The following is a 13,312-nucleotide window of genomic DNA, read 5'->3' on the forward strand; positions in this document are numbered from 1 at the left end:
GTGATAGTGAAATGAGAACTGGTTAGTCCAGTTCTTTTTGCGTGGATAAATAAGTTTTTTGTTTCTGATCTAGATAAAAGATTTCTCATCTAAGGCTCAAATATGGTATAATAAGGGTTATGGCAACTAAGAAAAACACGAAAAAAGGTCGGACAACTCGCCGGCCGACAAAAGCAGAATTAGAAAGACAAAAAGCAATAAAGAGAATGATTGCCACCTTTGTGTTGGCTCTTATTCTTTTGTTTGCAGCTATAAAGCTGGGCGCCTTTGGGGTTACCATTTATAATATGATTCGCCTCTTGGTGGGAAGCTTGGCCTATCTGGCTATTCTGGCCAGCTTTGGCTATCTCTTTTTTTTCAAGTGGCTGCACAAGCACGAGGGGACAGTTTCAGGATTTATCAGCCTCTTTTTAGGACTGGAGTTAATTTTCCAAGCTTATTTTGTCAGTGTGTTGAAGCTAGAGGGAGCAGCTGTCTTATCCACAACTCTAGGCAGGGTTTTGACTGATCTGACAGCCTTTAAGGTCAGCTCCTTCGCGGGTGGTGGCCTGCTAGGTTCTCTCCTTTACGCGCCTATCTCTTTCCTTTTTTCAAATATCGGTTCTTATTTCTTCGGTCTGCTGCTCATTTTTTTGGGCGGTCTGCTTATGAGCCCTTGGTCTATCTATGACATTTCAGAAAAGGCTATGGCAGCCTTTCAAAATTGGAGAGAGAAGCAGGAAGAAAAGCGGCAGATCCGTTTCCTTGAGCAGGAAGAGAAAGCGGCACAGGCAGCGATGCAAGCCATTGAAGTAGAGCAAGAAGAAGCTGAAGTCGATCCTGAAACAGGAGAGATTTTAGATGGCGAGGACTTGTCAGAAACAGCTGTGGACTTTGACGAGGCAGACTATGAGGAAGTAGGAGAGTATGACCCCCATGAGCCTCTGGACTTTGGTCGCGAAGAAGAGACGGAAGAGGCAGAGGCGGACGTAGACGTAGAAGTGGACTTTACCACCAAGGAAAGTCTGGACTATAAGCTGCCGACCATCAACCTCTTTGCGCCCGACAAGCCTAAGAATCAGTCCAAGGAAAAGCGCATTGTTCGAGATAATATCAAAATTTTGGAAGAGACCTTTGCTAGTTTTGGGATAAAGGCTGCTGTTGAGAGGGCTGAAATCGGACCTTCCGTCACTAAGTACGAGGTCAAGCCAGCTGTTGGTGTTCGGGTCAATCGGATTTCCAATCTGGCTGATGACTTGGCTCTTGCCCTAGCTGCTAAGGATGTGCGGATTGAGGCACCAATTCCTGGGAAATCCCTAGTCGGGATTGAAGTGCCCAATTCTGAAGTTGCGACCGTGACTTTCCGAGAACTTTGGGAACAGTCGAAGACGGATGCCAGCAAGCTCCTAGAAATCCCACTTGGGAAGGCTGTCAACGGCTCTGTCCGCTCCTTTGACCTGGCTAAGATGCCCCATCTCTTGGTAGCGGGCTCTACTGGTTCTGGAAAATCTGTGGCCGTCAACGGTATTATTGCCAGCATTCTCATGAAAGCCAGACCTGATGAAGTCAAATTTATGATGGTGGATCCTAAGATGGTGGAGCTGTCCGTTTATAATGACATTCCCCACTTGCTTATCCCAGTCGTGACCAATCCTCGCAAGGCTAGCCGTGCACTCCAGAAGGTTGTAGATGAGATGGAAAACCGCTATGAACTCTTCTCCAAGGTCGGTGCCCGTAACATTGCTGGCTATAATGCTAAAGTAGCCGAGTACAATGCCCAATCAGAGTACAAGCAGGTTCCCCTGCCTTTAATCGTCGTCATCGTGGACGAGCTGGCTGACCTTATGATGGTGGCCAGCAAGGAAGTGGAAGACGCCATTATCCGTCTGGGACAGAAAGCGCGTGCGGCTGGAATTCACATGATTCTGGCTACCCAGCGGCCATCTGTAGATGTAATCTCGGGGCTGATTAAGGCCAATGTGCCCTCTCGGATTGCCTTTGCTGTATCCAGTGGGACAGACAGTCGGACCATTCTGGATGAAAATGGAGCAGAAAAGCTCTTGGGTCGAGGAGACATGCTCTTTAAGCCCATTGATGAAAACCACCCGGTTCGTTTACAGGGCTCCTTTATCTCAGATGAAGATGTGGAGCGAATCGTAGCCTTTGTCAAGAATCAAGCTGAAGCTGATTATGATGATAGCTTTGATCCTGGTGAAGTATCTGAAAGTGATATGGAGTCTGGCGGAGGCGATGATGGAGGAGATCCGCTCTTTGAAGAAGCCAAGGCCTTGGTCATCGAGACTCAGAAAGCCAGCGCTTCTATGATTCAGCGGCGACTCTCAGTCGGATTCAACCGGGCCACGCGTCTTATGGAAGAACTTGAAGCAGCAGGCGTTATCGGGCCAGCCGAGGGAACCAAGCCGAGAAAAGTTTTGCAGACTAATTAATCTTTATTTTTACGAGTTTGCTAGGAAGAAAATCATTTGATAAAAATAAATCTGCCAGCAGTCAGCCGGCAGATTTTCTCTACTTACACATTGCCAAGGAAAGGAAAAGAAGGTATGAAACTAGACACCATTCACCATATAGCCATCATTGGCCATGATTATGCCAAGACTAGGGAGTTTTATGTGGACAAGCTGGGCTTTGAGCAGCTGGATGAGCACCATCGGTCGGACAAGCAGGATATTCTCTTTAATGTCCGCAAGGGAAATCTGACTCTGGAAATTTTTATCAAGGAAGAAGCTCCCAAGCGTCCAGCCCTGCCTGCTCCAGAGCACACCGGTCTACGGCATCTGGCCTTCCGAGTGAAAGATGTCGAAGAAACGTTAGCGGAATTTGACCGTTTGGAGATTCCCCATACTGAGCTGCGCTATGACGACTTCGACGGCCGTAAGATGGCTTTCTTCTTTGATCCGGATGGACTGCCTTTAGAGATTCATGAATAAAACTAGGAAAATCGGGAGGTCCTTCTTTCACGGCAAAAGAAGGACTTGTAAGTCCCGCATATGAAAAACCCATCGGCTATCTGATAACCGATGGGTTTTATTTTATATTGCTACAAAAAGAGTCCGATGACCATGGCTAGGTACATGAAGAAGGTCAGAAGAAAACCTGCTCGCCAGAAGAACTTAAAGAACTTAGGGTAGTAGAAGCTCCGTTTTTTCTTGAGAAAATAGATGGTGATGGAGATAGCGAGAACTGAGAGAGCTAGAGTCAGTTGGGGCAGCAAGCTATGATAGTAGGCCTTGTCTGAAATAATATAAAATTCCACAACAAAAAGCGGAAAAGCCAAGTCCGCGAAGTTTAAACCATATTTTCTTAATTGAAAAACTCGCACTGTAATAGTGGTTAAAATCAATGTTAAAAAGATAAATAAAATCGAAGCAATCTTTAATAGTGTCATAAGATTATTTTACCACAAAAAATTCAAAAAAGAAGATAAAATTCCTTGCATTTAACAAAGTTTAGTGTATAATAGAAAGGTATGCGAAAAGCATACTTGTGGGAGGTAAAAATCTTTATTTACCGCCAAAACCACAAAGGAGGATTTAAAAATGGCTAAAAAAGTCGAAAAACTTGTAAAATTGCAAATCCCTGCTGGTAAAGCTACTCCAGCTCCACCAGTTGGTCCTGCGCTTGGTCAAGCCGGTATCAACATCATGGGATTCACTAAAGAGTTCAACGCTCGTACAGCTGATCAAGCTGGTATGATTATTCCAGTTGTTATCTCAGTATACGAAGACAAATCATTCACTTTCGTGACTAAGACTCCGCCAGCTGCTGTTCTTTTGAAGAAAGCTGCAGGTGTTGAAAAAGGTTCTGGTGAGCCAAACAAAACGAAAGTTGCAACAGTTACTCGTGCGCAAGTACAAGAAATTGCTGAAACTAAGATGCCAGATTTGAACGCTGCAAACATCGAGTCTGCAATGCGTATGATTGAAGGTACTGCTCGTTCTATGGGATTCACTGTTGTTGACTAATCAATAACGTTCATCCCATTTGCCCGCACTACACTTGATCAGATTGACGAGTGACGTGGGAGATGAAAATCGATTGAACCACTTACAAGGAGAAAGATAAAATGGCTAAAAAAAGCAAACAACTTCGTGCTGCTCTTGAAAAAATCGACAGCACAAAAGCATACAGCGTAGAAGAAGCTGTAGCACTTGCAAAAGAAACTAACTTTGCAAAATTCGATGCAACTGTAGAAGTTGCTTACAACTTGAACATTGACGTTAAAAAAGCTGACCAACAAATCCGTGGCGCAATGGTATTGCCAAACGGAACTGGTAAAACTTCACGCGTTCTTGTTTTCGCACGTGGTGCTAAAGCAGAAGAAGCGAAAGCTGCTGGTGCAGACTTCGTTGGTGAAGATGACCTCGTTGCAAAAATCAACGACGGTTGGTTGGACTTTGACGTAGTAATCGCTACACCTGACATGATGGCTCTTGTAGGTCGCCTTGGACGTGTCCTTGGACCTCGTAACTTGATGCCAAACCCTAAGACTGGTACTGTAACAATGGACGTTGCAAAAGCAGTTGAAGAGTCTAAAGGTGGTAAGATTACTTACCGTGCAGACCGTGCAGGTAACGTACAAGCTATCATTGGTAAAGTTTCATTTGAAGCTGACAAGTTGGTTGAAAACTTCAAAGCTTTTAACGACACAATCCAAAAAGCAAAACCAGCTACTGCTAAAGGTACTTACGTAACCAACCTGACTATCACTACTACACAGGGTGTTGGTATCAAGGTTGATGTAAACTCACTTTAAGAATTTGAATAGAACTGCTTTCGGGTAGTTCTTTTTTTGAAATAAAATTGATGATAGCGATTACAAACTCATGGAAACATGTTATAATAATATCGAATCAATTTATTTTATAACAAAAGGAGACGGTGTCATGAAAAAAGATCAGAACCAGCTAACCTGGCTGATGGTATCTCTGATTGCTTTTAATATGGTCTGGGGTCTGGGCAATGTGGTTAATAACTACTCCCAGCAGGGCATTTCGGTAATTGTTTCTTGGATTCTTATCCTAGCTATTTACTTTATTCCCTATGCCCTCATCGTGGGGCAGCTAGGCTCGACTTTCAAGGAGAGCGGAGGCGGTGTCAGCGACTGGGTGGAGAAGACCTCTACCAAGCGTCTGGCTTATTTTGCGGCCTGGACTTACTGGGTGGTGCATATTCCTTATCTGGCTCAGAAGCCGCAGGGAGTTTTGATTCCGCTGGGCTGGGCTATTCAGGGAAATGGAGACTTTTTGAGCAGTCTTGATATTCACTGGATCGTTATTCTTAGCTTACTTATTTTCGGCGCCTTTCTCTACTTGTCCACCAAAGGCCTGTCCACGCTCAAGGTGATTGGGGGGCTGGCTGGTAGCGCTATGCTGATTATGTCCTTCCTATTTGTTCTCTTAGCGGTCGGGGCGCCTTTTATCAAACCTGATATGCAGTTTGCGACGGCCAATATGGATAAACTCAGCACTTATATTCCCAACTTTGATTTTTCTTATTTCACGACTATCTCCCTCTTAGTCTTTGCGGTCGGCGGGGCTGAGAAAATATCGCCTTACGTTAATCAAACACGCAATCCAGCCAAGGAATTTCCAAAGGGAATGATTGTCATGGCTGTCATGGTTGGTGCATCTGCTATCCTAGGTTCTATAGCTATGGGCATGCTTTTTGATGGCAGCAATATCCCTGAGGATCTGATGCGAAACGGCGCTTACCAAGCCTTCCAAAAGCTGGGCAATTACTGGGGTGTGGGAAATGTACTAGTAGTCATTTATGCCCTGACCAACATGGTTGGACAGATTGCTGCACTGGCTTTCTCTATTGACGCACCTCTGCAAATCATGCTCAATAATGCTGATGAAGAGTTTGTCCCAAGCTGGCTGCGCAAGCGGACATCAAAAGGAGTCCTCATTAACGGTTACATCCTGACAGGGATTTTGGTTAGCTTCTTGATTATTCTGCCTATCTTTGGAATCAAAGAAATTGACGGCCTGGTCAAATGGATGACCAATCTCAACTCCATCGTTATGCCCATGCGTTATCTCTGGGTATTCCTGGCCTACATGATGTTGAACAATGCCTGGAAGAAGTACAAGGATGCCGAGTATAAGTTTACCAAAAATCCCAAAGTTGGCTTTGCCATCGGAGCTTGGTGCTTCCTCTTTACAGCCTTTGCCTGCATCTTAGGGATGGTTCCCAAAGTGGACTTTGCCAAAGACCCAGCTGGCTGGCAATTCTCTCTCTTGACAAATATCCTGACACCAATTGTCTTGATTAGTCTGGGTGTTATCCTGCCACTCTTAGCTAAACGAGAAAAGAAACAGTCATTCAAGCAGTGAGTAGACCTAGCAAAAGATGATTAAAGTATTCATTCCCAGTCCTATCTTATGATGGGGCTGGTTTTTCTGTGAAATGAGCTTGTCTGCTCTGCTATTTTACTAAAAGGAAAAAAGAAAAATTTCAGTGATTTAACTATATAAAAATCTCAAAATGTGGTAAAATAGTACAGATAAAATAAGGAGTAAAAAAATGGTAGAACCTAAGTATAAGCGTATTTTGATTAAGTTGTCAGGTGAAGCTCTTGCCGGTGAAAAAGGTGTTGGTATTGATATTCAAACCGTTCAGAAGATGGCGGAAGAAATCAAAGAAGTTCACGATTTGGGAGTTCAGATTGCTCTGGTCATCGGAGGCGGAAACCTTTGGCGGGGTGAGCCGGCAGCAGAAGCGGGCATGGACCGCGTGCAGGCCGACTATACTGGTATGTTGGGCACTGTCATGAATGCGCTGGTAATGGCGGATTCGCTGCAGCAAGTCGGTGTAGATACGCGCGTGCAGACAGCGATTGCTATGCAGCAGGTGGCTGAGCCTTACATCCGTGGTCGAGCCCTTCGTCATCTGGAAAAAGGCCGTATCGTAATTTTCGGTGCAGGTATTGGTTCTCCTTATTTTTCAACCGATACAACCGCTGCCTTGCGATCAGCAGAGATTGAAGCAGATGCGATTCTCATGGCTAAAAATGGCGTGGACGGTGTCTATAATGCCGATCCTAAGAAAGACAAGACCGCTGTTAAGTTTGATGAGCTGACCCACCGGGATGTCATCAGCAAGGGGCTGCGGATTATGGACTCAACGGCTTCGACCTTGTCTATGGACAATGATATTGACTTGGTTGTTTTTAACATGAATGAGCCAGGCAATATCAAACGCGTTGTTATCGGTGAGCAAATCGGAACAACAGTATCAAATAATTTATAAGAATGGAGATTAGAAACTCATGGCAAATGCAATTGTAGAAAAAGCAAAAGAAAGAATGACCCACTCGCACCAAAGTCTGGCTCGTGAATTTGGTAGCATTCGTGCAGGCCGCGCCAATGCCAGCCTTTTGGACCGCATCCATGTGGAATATTACGGAGTAGAAACGCCGCTCAACCAAATCGCCTCTATTACGATTCCAGAAGCGCGTGTTCTTTTGGTGACACCTTTTGACAAGTCTTCTATCAAGGACATTGAGCGTGCGCTTAATGCTTCTGACCTCGGGATTACGCCAGCCAGCGATGGCTCTGTGATTCGTCTGGTCATTCCAGCTCTAACAGAGGAAACTCGCCGAGACTTGGCTAAAGAAGTGAAAAAGGTCGGTGAAAATGCTAAAGTTGCTATCCGTAACATCCGCCGCGATGCTATGGACGAAGCTAAGAAGCAGGAAAAAGCTAAAGAAATCACTGAAGACGAATTGAAGACCCTGGAAAAGGATATTCAAAAAGTAACGGACGATGCTGTCAAACATATCGACGAGATGACAGCAAATAAAGAAAAAGAACTTTTAGAAGTTTAACATTTTTATCAGAATCAAAACTCAGTTGGCTTTGGCTGACTGAGTTGTTTTAACATCAAAAATCCTTGCCCGGTTTGAAGAAGCAAGGTAGAAAATAGGTCTATATGAATACAAATCTTGCCAGCTTCATCGTGGGTATCATCACGGATGAAAATGATCGCTTTTACTTTGTTCAAAAGGACGGTCAGGTTTACGCTCTTTCTAAGGAAGAGGGCGCGCATGAGCTGGGGCAGTCTGTCAAAGGCTTTGCCTACAGCGATATGAAGCAGAAGCTTCGTCTGACAACTCTTGAAGTTACAGCTACTCAAGACCAGTTTGGCTGGGGAACAGTAACGGAGGTTCGCAAGGATTTAGGCGTGTTTGTTGATACCGGTCTGCCGGATAAGCAAATTGTCGTGTCACTAGACATCTTGCCAGAAATCAAGGAACTCTGGCCTAAGAAGGGGGACCGCCTTTATATCCGTATGGAAGTAGATAAGAAAGACCGCATCTGGGGTCAACTGGCTTATCAGGAGGATTTCCAGCGTCTGGCTCGTCCTGCCTACAATAACATGCAGAACCAAAACTGGCCAGCCATCGTTTATCGTCTCAAGCTTTCTGGCACTTTTGTTTACCTGCCAGAGAATAATATGCTGGGCTTCATTCATCCGAGTGAGCGCTATGCAGAGCCACGTTTGGGGCAGGTCTTAGATGCACGGGTGATTGGCTTCCGTGAAGTAGATCGCACTCTTAACCTCTCGCTTAAGCCTCGTTCCTTTGAAATGCTGGAAAACGATGCCCAGATGATTCTGACCTATCTGGAGAGCAATGGCGGCTTTATGACCTTGAACGACAAGTCTTCACCAGACGACATCAAGGCTACCTTTGGTATTTCCAAAGGCCAGTTTAAAAAAGCTCTAGGTGGGCTGATGAAAGCTGGTAAAATCAAGCAAGATCCGACCGGAACGGAGTTGGTGTGAGGATAAAGAATCACGTATCTAGAGCTGATGCTTGGAAGGATACTGTCTTAAAGAAATGAAAGGAACCTATGAGAAAATCTTTTTACAGCTGGCTGATGACAGAGCGAAATCCTAAGAGCAAGGAGCCCAAGGCTATTTTGGCGGATTTGGCTTTTCAGGATACAGCCTTTCCCAAGCATACGGATGATTTTGACGAGGTCAGTCGTTTTCTGGAGGAGCATGCAAATTTTTCCTTTAACCTTGGCGAGTTCGATGCTATTTGGGAGGAATATCAGGCGCATTAAGTGGATAGTGGCTAGGGATAGTCATTTTCTGCTTGCTTTGATATAATAAAGATAATTCATTCAAAAAAATAAAATAGAGAGGTTCTTTGTTTGCAGGAACATTCAGTAGAATTGAAACTGGGCCATCCAGATGATGCCTTTCATCTTTTTGGTTCTAATGAACGCCATCTGCGCCTGATGGAGCAGGAATTGAAGGTGACTATTCATGCCCGAACCGAGATTGTGCAGATTTTAGGTACGAAGGCTGCCTGTGAAGAGACCAGACAGGTCATTCAGGCTCTGTTGGTCTTGGTCAATCGTGGCATGACCATTGGTACTCCCGATGTTGTGACAGCCATTACCATGGTCAAAAATGATGAAATTGATAAGTTTGTAGCTCTTTACGAAGAAGAGATTATCAAGGACAGCTATGGCAAGCCAATTCGGGTCAAGACACTTGGTCAGAAAATCTATGTGGACAGTGTTAAAAATCATGATATTGTCTTTGGTATCGGGCCAGCCGGAACAGGGAAGACCTTTCTAGCGGTGACCTTGGCCGTGACAGCTCTCAAGCGTGGGCAGGTCAAGCGAATCATTCTGACACGGCCAGCGGTAGAAGCTGGTGAGAGTTTGGGCTTTCTGCCTGGTGACCTTAAGGAAAAGGTGGATCCTTATCTGCGTCCAGTCTATGATGCTTTGTATCAGATTTTAGGTAAGGATCAGACGACGCGCCTTATGGAGCGAGAAATCATTGAAATTGCACCTTTAGCTTATATGCGGGGGCGGACGCTGGATGATGCTTTTGTGATTCTGGACGAGGCACAGAATACTACCATCATGCAGATGAAGATGTTTCTGACACGCCTCGGTTTCCAGTCCAAGATGATTGTCAATGGAGACATCAGCCAGATTGACCTACCTCGCAATGTTAAGTCCGGCCTCATTGACGCTCAGGAGAAATTGAAGAATATCTCCCAGATTGATTTTGTTCATTTCTCAGCTAAGGATGTCGTTCGTCATCCAGTGGTGGCGGAGATTATCCGAGCTTATGAACCAACTCCTGTTAGAGAGGCTGCAACTGAGCCAGAAGAAATGGAATAACATACGAAAAGAGCAGATTTATTTCTGCTCTTTTTTGTGAGATTGATTTTAAAGTCGAAATTTTCAACTAAACGAGTTCGTCAATAGATGTGTAGTTCTTGTTGAGGCCTTCTGCAACTGGCAGGCTGGTGATATGACCTTGGTAAGTCGTTACACCTTGGCGCAGTCCTTGGTCATCTGTAATGGCTTGTTTGAAGCCTTTTCCTGCCAAGGCTTCAATATAAGGAAGGGTGACATTGGTCAGGGCAATGGTAGAAGTGCGGGCTACGGCACCAGGGATATTAGCAACTGCATAGTGGAGGACGCCATGTTTTTCGTAGACAGGTTCGGTGTGGGTCGTCACGCGGTCGGCTGTTTCAATGACACCGCCTTGGTCAACGGCTACGTCTACAATGACAGAGCCAGGACGCATTTGCTTAACCATATCGTCTGTCACCAGTTTTGGAGCCTTCGCACCTGGAATGAGGACGGCACCAATCACGACATCTGCTTCTCGAACGCTAGCTTCGATATTGAAAGGATTAGACATGAGGGTCTGGATTTGATGGCCGAAGACATCTTCTAAGACAGACAGACGCTTAGCGCTGATATCCAGAATAGTCACTTGAGCACCTAGTCCTAGAGCAATACGAGCGGCATGAGTACCTACGACACCGCCACCAATTATGGTAACTTTTCCTTTTGGAACGCCCGGTACACCGCCGAGAAGTACGCCAGATCCGCCTTCACGCTTAGTCAGGAAGTGGGCTCCGATTTGGACCGCCATCCGACCAGCCACCTCACTCATAGGTATCAAGAGTGGCAGTTGTCCATCTTGATCGCGGACAGTTTCGTAGGCCAGACCAGTCGTCTTGGCACTTGTCATAGCATCTGCAAGTTCAGGAGCGGCAGCCATGTGCAGGTAAGTAAAGAGCAAGAGGTCGTCGCGGAGGAAGCCATATTCAGCTGCCAGAGGTTCTTTGACCTTGACCACCAGCTCAGCTGCCCAAGCTTCTGCAGCAGTAGGAACGATTTTTGCACCTTGCTTTTCATAGTCTGCATCTGTAAAACCAGATCCCAGCCCAGCATTTGTCTCAATCAGCACTTCATGTCCTTTACCAACGAGGCTTTGAACACCAGCTGGTGTCAGAGCGACACGATTTTCATTGTTTTTGATTTCTTTTGGAATACCGATTAACATAAAAAATATGCTCCTTTTTTAAGATGTTTTTATTGTATATGAAAACGCTTCAAAAATCAAGAAAAAATCGGAGCGGTTTGCTTTCATTAGTGAATTGTGCTATTCTGTTAAGAAAAATAGGAGGCCCTGATGGAAAATATTTATGTCAAGCTGGCTCGTCATGCAAGACTGGAAACTGAGCGGCTGATTCTGCGTCCGGTGACCTTGGAGGATGCCCCGGCAATGTTTGAGTACTCTTCAGATGAGGAAAATACTCGCTATACTTTTGAGACAAACAAAAGCCTGGAAGAAACACGCAATAATATCGCTCTCTTTTATCTGGCTAATCCTCTGGGACGCTGGGGAATAGAAGTAAAGGAGAGCGGCAAATTCATCGGGACTATTGACCTGCATAAGATTAGACTGGACTTGAAAACGGCAGCTATCGGCTATGTAATCAATAAAAAATACTGGAATCAGGGTTATACGACAGAGGCCAATCGCGCAGTCATCAAGCTGGCTTTTGAGCAAATCGGGATGCACAAACTTGTGGCGCTGCATGATGTGGATAATCCAGCATCTGGCAGGGTTATGGTCAAGTCTGGTATGAAATATTCCCACGAAGAGCCTTACGCATCACTAGACAAGCATGAGAAAGGCTGCATAGTGACGCGGTTGCATTACTATCTGACTAGGGAAGATTATTTTGCAAAAAAATGAGAAAGGATATTGACAAGCACCTATCTACATGTTATATTAGATAGGTACGCTGATTTAGCTCAGTTGGCAGAGCGCATCCATGGTAAGGATGAGGTCGCCGGTTCGATCCCGGCAATTAGCATCTTGTAGGACAAGGTTGGGTTTTCCCAGCCTTTTCTTTTTGTCAATGATAACTGGTAGTGAAAAGCAAAGTTTTGAGGAGGTACAAAATAAAAAAAGAACTGCTTTTGTCTTTGCGGTGAGTGGTTGACAAATCTGCTCTGCTATTTTCCAAAACCCTGCCCTCGGCTCCCTAAAGTGAGTCAAAATATGATATAATAAGGTAATACTAGCAGAGTGGGTAAGATATGTATATCGAAATGGTAGATGAAACGGGTCAGGTTTCAGAAGAGATTCTTAAACAGACTCAGGAAATTTTGGAGTTTGCGGCCCAGAAAACGGGCAAGGAAAATAAGGAAATGGCTGTGACTTTTGTCAGCAATGCGCGTAGCCATGAACTCAACTTGGAATATAGAGATACGGATCGGCCGACGGATGTGATTAGCTTGGAGTATAAGCCTGAGTTGGACATCGCTGTTGACGAGGAGGATTTGCTGGACCATCCTGAGCTAGTTGAGATGCTGGAAGATTTTGACGCCTATATCGGCGAGCTGTTCATTTCAGTGGACAAGGCACGTGAGCAGGCTGAAGAATACGGCCACAGCTTTGAGCGGGAGATGGGCTTTTTGGCAGTGCATGGTTTTCTGCATATCAACGGCTATGATCACTATACGTCGGAAGAAGAAGCAGAAATGTTTGGTTTACAGGAAGAAATTTTAACTGCTTATGGACTCACAAGGAAATAACAAACGCAAATGGAAAAATCGAGATGTGGTCTCGAGTCTGGAATTTGCTTTAACCGGTATTTTTACAGCCTTTAAAGAGGAGCGCAACCTGCGCAAGCATGTACTTTCGGCTCTGGCGGTGATAGTTGCGGGACTGATTTTTGACTTGTCCGCGATAGAATGGCTCTTTCTCTTTTTGAGCATTTTTCTAGTCATTGCCTTTGAGATTGTCAATTCTGCCATTGAAAATGTCGTAGATCTGGCCAGTGATTACCACTTTTCTATGCGGGCTAAGAATGCCAAGGATATGGCAGCGGGAGCTGTTCTGGTCGTGTCTGGCTTTGCAGTTGTGACGGGACTGATTATTTTTGTTCCCAAGATTTGGGATTGGATTTTTTAAAGATTTGAAAATCGGGGGAGACTGCCGATTTTCTGCTGTTTTAATGGAAATATTGAGG

The 13,312-nt window shown here is 45.0% G+C and carries 15 protein-coding genes and 1 tRNA gene; 14 read left to right on the top strand and 2 right to left on the bottom strand.

The window, feature by feature from the left end:
- Positions 1-119 precede the first annotated feature (119 nt).
- Positions 120-2,426 carry a DNA translocase FtsK gene (locus FOC72_RS02565; RefSeq protein WP_002894845.1) on the top strand — a complete coding sequence of 769 codons (2,307 nt, stop codon included), beginning with the start codon at positions 120-122 and terminating at the stop codon, positions 2,424-2,426.
- A 114-nt stretch (positions 2,427-2,540) separates the two neighbouring features.
- Complete coding sequence (gene gloA2, locus FOC72_RS02570; protein ID WP_032914091.1) at positions 2,541-2,927, top strand: SMU1112c/YaeR family gloxylase I-like metalloprotein; 387 nt, start codon at positions 2,541-2,543, stop codon at positions 2,925-2,927.
- 110 nt (positions 2,928-3,037) lie between these two features.
- On the opposite strand, the gene FOC72_RS02575 is transcribed toward gloA2, so the two are convergent.
- Positions 3,038-3,385 carry a DUF3397 domain-containing protein gene (locus FOC72_RS02575; protein WP_002894848.1) on the bottom strand — a complete coding sequence of 116 codons (348 nt, stop codon included), beginning with the start codon at positions 3,383-3,385 and terminating at the stop codon, positions 3,038-3,040.
- A gap of 151 nt (positions 3,386-3,536) precedes the next feature.
- Here FOC72_RS02575 and rplK point away from each other — a divergent pair, with 151 nt between their 5' ends.
- From rplK to FOC72_RS02615, 8 genes are all read left to right on the top strand, one after another.
- Positions 3,537-3,962 carry a 50S ribosomal protein L11 gene (gene rplK, locus FOC72_RS02580; RefSeq protein ID WP_002894851.1) on the top strand — a complete coding sequence of 142 codons (426 nt, stop codon included), beginning with the start codon at positions 3,537-3,539 and terminating at the stop codon, positions 3,960-3,962.
- A gap of 101 nt (positions 3,963-4,063) precedes the next feature.
- Complete coding sequence (gene rplA, locus FOC72_RS02585; RefSeq protein ID WP_002894855.1) at positions 4,064-4,753, top strand: 50S ribosomal protein L1; 690 nt, start codon at positions 4,064-4,066, stop codon at positions 4,751-4,753.
- Positions 4,754-4,883: 130 nt separating this feature from the next.
- Entirely contained in the window at positions 4,884-6,335 is a 1,452-nt protein-coding gene (locus tag FOC72_RS02590) for an APC family permease (RefSeq protein ID WP_032914093.1), read from the top strand.
- A gap of 190 nt (positions 6,336-6,525) precedes the next feature.
- Positions 6,526-7,251, top strand: a complete 726-nt coding sequence (gene pyrH, locus FOC72_RS02595; protein ID WP_002894857.1) for a UMP kinase — start codon at positions 6,526-6,528, stop codon at positions 7,249-7,251.
- Positions 7,252-7,270: 19 nt separating this feature from the next.
- The gene (frr, locus tag FOC72_RS02600) at positions 7,271-7,828 is read left to right on the top strand and encodes a ribosome recycling factor (RefSeq protein ID WP_002894858.1); all 558 of its coding nucleotides are present in this window, start codon (positions 7,271-7,273) and stop codon (positions 7,826-7,828) included.
- A gap of 104 nt (positions 7,829-7,932) precedes the next feature.
- The gene (gene cvfB / locus FOC72_RS02605) at positions 7,933-8,787 is read left to right on the top strand and encodes an RNA-binding virulence regulatory protein CvfB (protein ID WP_002894859.1); all 855 of its coding nucleotides are present in this window, start codon (positions 7,933-7,935) and stop codon (positions 8,785-8,787) included.
- 68 nt (positions 8,788-8,855) lie between these two features.
- Complete coding sequence (locus FOC72_RS02610; RefSeq protein ID WP_002894860.1) at positions 8,856-9,071, top strand: YozE family protein; 216 nt, start codon at positions 8,856-8,858, stop codon at positions 9,069-9,071.
- Positions 9,072-9,161: 90 nt separating this feature from the next.
- The gene (locus tag FOC72_RS02615; RefSeq protein ID WP_002894861.1) at positions 9,162-10,151 is read left to right on the top strand and encodes a PhoH family protein; all 990 of its coding nucleotides are present in this window, start codon (positions 9,162-9,164) and stop codon (positions 10,149-10,151) included.
- A gap of 67 nt (positions 10,152-10,218) precedes the next feature.
- Here the strand turns inward: FOC72_RS02615 and ald are convergent, their stop codons facing one another.
- A complete protein-coding gene (ald, locus tag FOC72_RS02620; protein ID WP_002894862.1) occupies positions 10,219-11,331 on the bottom strand; it encodes an alanine dehydrogenase in 1,113 nt (370 codons plus the stop codon).
- 129 nt (positions 11,332-11,460) lie between these two features.
- Between ald and FOC72_RS02625 the strand changes: the two genes are divergently transcribed.
- From FOC72_RS02625 to FOC72_RS02640, 4 genes are all read left to right on the top strand, one after another.
- Complete coding sequence (locus tag FOC72_RS02625; protein ID WP_002894863.1) at positions 11,461-12,030, top strand: GNAT family N-acetyltransferase; 570 nt, start codon at positions 11,461-11,463, stop codon at positions 12,028-12,030.
- Between the two features lie 48 nt (positions 12,031-12,078).
- Positions 12,079-12,151 (top strand) — tRNA-Thr (locus FOC72_RS02630).
- 226 nt (positions 12,152-12,377) lie between these two features.
- Complete coding sequence (gene ybeY, locus FOC72_RS02635) at positions 12,378-12,875, top strand: rRNA maturation RNase YbeY (protein WP_002894864.1); 498 nt, start codon at positions 12,378-12,380, stop codon at positions 12,873-12,875.
- Entirely contained in the window at positions 12,856-13,254 is a 399-nt protein-coding gene (locus FOC72_RS02640; RefSeq protein WP_002894866.1) for a diacylglycerol kinase family protein, read from the top strand. The genes ybeY and FOC72_RS02640 overlap by 20 nt, the downstream gene beginning before the upstream one ends.
- Positions 13,255-13,312 lie beyond the last annotated feature (58 nt).

The organism is Streptococcus sanguinis, assembly GCF_013343115.1.
Taxonomy (GTDB): Bacteria; Bacillota; Bacilli; order Lactobacillales; family Streptococcaceae; genus Streptococcus; species Streptococcus sanguinis_H.

Excerpts from the sequence above, each read along its gene's own strand:
- FOC72_RS02565 (WP_002894845.1), top strand. The coding sequence starts at position 120 with ATGGCAACTAAGAAAAACACGAAAAAAGGTCGGACAACTCGCCGGCCG.
- gloA2 (WP_032914091.1), top strand. The coding sequence starts at position 2,541 with ATGAAACTAGACACCATTCACCATATAGCCATCATTGGCCATGATTAT.
- FOC72_RS02575 (WP_002894848.1), bottom strand. The coding sequence starts at position 3,385 with ATGACACTATTAAAGATTGCTTCGATTTTATTTATCTTTTTAACATTG.
- rplK (WP_002894851.1), top strand. The coding sequence starts at position 3,537 with ATGGCTAAAAAAGTCGAAAAACTTGTAAAATTGCAAATCCCTGCTGGT.
- rplA (WP_002894855.1), top strand. The coding sequence starts at position 4,064 with ATGGCTAAAAAAAGCAAACAACTTCGTGCTGCTCTTGAAAAAATCGAC.
- FOC72_RS02590 (WP_032914093.1), top strand. The coding sequence starts at position 4,884 with ATGAAAAAAGATCAGAACCAGCTAACCTGGCTGATGGTATCTCTGATT.
- pyrH (WP_002894857.1), top strand. The coding sequence starts at position 6,526 with ATGGTAGAACCTAAGTATAAGCGTATTTTGATTAAGTTGTCAGGTGAA.
- frr (WP_002894858.1), top strand. The coding sequence starts at position 7,271 with ATGGCAAATGCAATTGTAGAAAAAGCAAAAGAAAGAATGACCCACTCG.
- cvfB (WP_002894859.1), top strand. The coding sequence starts at position 7,933 with ATGAATACAAATCTTGCCAGCTTCATCGTGGGTATCATCACGGATGAA.
- FOC72_RS02610 (WP_002894860.1), top strand. The coding sequence starts at position 8,856 with ATGAGAAAATCTTTTTACAGCTGGCTGATGACAGAGCGAAATCCTAAG.
- ald (WP_002894862.1), bottom strand. The coding sequence starts at position 11,331 with ATGTTAATCGGTATTCCAAAAGAAATCAAAAACAATGAAAATCGTGTC.
- FOC72_RS02625 (WP_002894863.1), top strand. The coding sequence starts at position 11,461 with ATGGAAAATATTTATGTCAAGCTGGCTCGTCATGCAAGACTGGAAACT.
- ybeY (WP_002894864.1), top strand. The coding sequence starts at position 12,378 with ATGTATATCGAAATGGTAGATGAAACGGGTCAGGTTTCAGAAGAGATT.
- FOC72_RS02640 (WP_002894866.1), top strand. The coding sequence starts at position 12,856 with ATGGACTCACAAGGAAATAACAAACGCAAATGGAAAAATCGAGATGTG.